This window comes from Streptomyces sp. NPDC006265 (genome assembly GCF_040613555.1).
Taxonomy (GTDB): domain Bacteria; phylum Actinomycetota; class Actinomycetes; order Streptomycetales; family Streptomycetaceae; genus Streptomyces.
Genome location: NZ_JBEXSH010001446.1, coordinates 1 through 1,287, shown reverse-complemented (window position 1 = coordinate 1,287; position 1,287 = coordinate 1). Strand labels below are relative to the sequence as shown.

Genomic DNA, 1,287 nt, shown 5'->3' with positions numbered 1-1,287 from the left:
GGGCTGAGGGCGACGAAGCCGACGGCGCTGAGGGGCGGGGTGCGCGGGACGCGGGCGAAGCTGTCGGTCAGTCCGCCGCTGTGCCGCAGGGGGTAGTCGGGCAGCGGGGTGAGGCGGGTGAGGGCGGGGTCGGTGCGCCGTAGCAGGCCGCGCAGGTTGTAGTACTGGCGGAAGAAGGCGTGGAAGCCACGGCTCATGGTCACCTCGGAGCCGTCCGTCAGCCGGGTGGGGTGCCCGGCGAGGCGACCCCCCAGGGTCTCCTCGCGTTCGTAGAGGGTTACCCGGGCGCCGCGTTCGGCCAGTCCGGTGGCCGCGGCGAGTCCGGCGATGCCGCCGCCCACGACGGCGACGGACGGCGCGTCCCCGGCCGCGAACCGGTCCCGGCCGGGCGCGGGCATCAGGACCTCGGCCTTGCGGTCCCGGCCGCGGCGGGCGGCCTCACGAGTGCTCATCGGGTGGCCTCCCCGGCCGCGGCGACGAACGTGTGCGTGATGCCGGTCTGCCATCCGGCGAGGGGCAGGGCCCGCGCGCCCGTGAATCCGGCGCGCGTCAGCCGCCCGGTGAAGACGGAAACGGTGTCGAAGTCGAGCACGCTGTGCCACAGGTGCCGGTACAGGGCCCGGTCACCGGTGAGGGTGCCCGCCGGGATGATCACTCCCTGGCAGACGGCCGTCCACAACGCCCGGTGCGCCGGCGAGCCGCCGAGGCTGTACTCGTGGACGGCGAGGCGCCCGCCCGGTCGCAGCAGGGTCCGCACCGTGGCGAGGACGGCGTCCGGGTCGGAGACGTTGCGGAAGAGGTAGGCGGCGAAGACGGCGTCGAAGGGCCCTTCACCGGCCGTCGTGAGTTCCTCGGCGCTCAGGTGCAGGAACCGCACACGGTCGGGCCACGGCTTGGCCAGCGCCCGGCCCAGCATGCCCGCGGAGGCGTCCACCGCGGTGATCCGGGCCCGGGGTGCGGCCCGCAGCAGGGCCCGGGTGGAGGCGCCGGTGCCGCAGCCGAGGTCGAGCAGGTGCAGTCCGGCCCCGTCCCCGGGGAGCCTCAGCCGGCGGGCCGAGCGCAGCAGGTCGGCGCTGTAACCCGGGTTGAGGCCGGTGAGGCGGTCGTAGGTGCGGGACGCGTGGTCGAAGGCGTGGGCCAGGTCGCGGTCGCGCAGCAGGGTCATCGGGGGCTCTCTCCGGTTCCTGGGGCTGGGTGGTGGCGGCGGGGCAGGAAGGGCACTTCGAGCGCGGTGCGGAGCATCGGGCCCACGGGGGTGCGCAGTCCGATGCCCCACTCCTCCCGGAT

2 protein-coding genes and 1 pseudogene are annotated in these 1,287 nt (G+C 75.5%); all 3 read right to left on the bottom strand.

Features of this window, described 5'->3' with window-relative positions:
* A partial coding sequence (locus ABZ281_RS49680; RefSeq protein WP_356665469.1) for an FAD-dependent oxidoreductase occupies window positions 1-452 on the bottom strand: 452 nt, incomplete at its 3' end.
* The gene (locus ABZ281_RS49675; protein ID WP_356665467.1) at window positions 449-1,165 is read right to left on the bottom strand and encodes a class I SAM-dependent methyltransferase; all 717 of its coding nucleotides are present in this window, start codon (window positions 1,163-1,165) and stop codon (window positions 449-451) included. The genes ABZ281_RS49680 and ABZ281_RS49675, both read right to left, overlap by 4 nt.
* A pseudogene (locus ABZ281_RS49670) lies at window positions 1,162-1,287 on the bottom strand (lycopene cyclase); the annotation flags it as partial. The pseudogene ABZ281_RS49670 and the gene ABZ281_RS49675, both read right to left, overlap by 4 nt.

Excerpts from the sequence above, each read along its gene's own strand:
- ABZ281_RS49675 (WP_356665467.1), bottom strand. The coding sequence starts at position 1,165 with ATGACCCTGCTGCGCGACCGCGACCTGGCCCACGCCTTCGACCACGCG.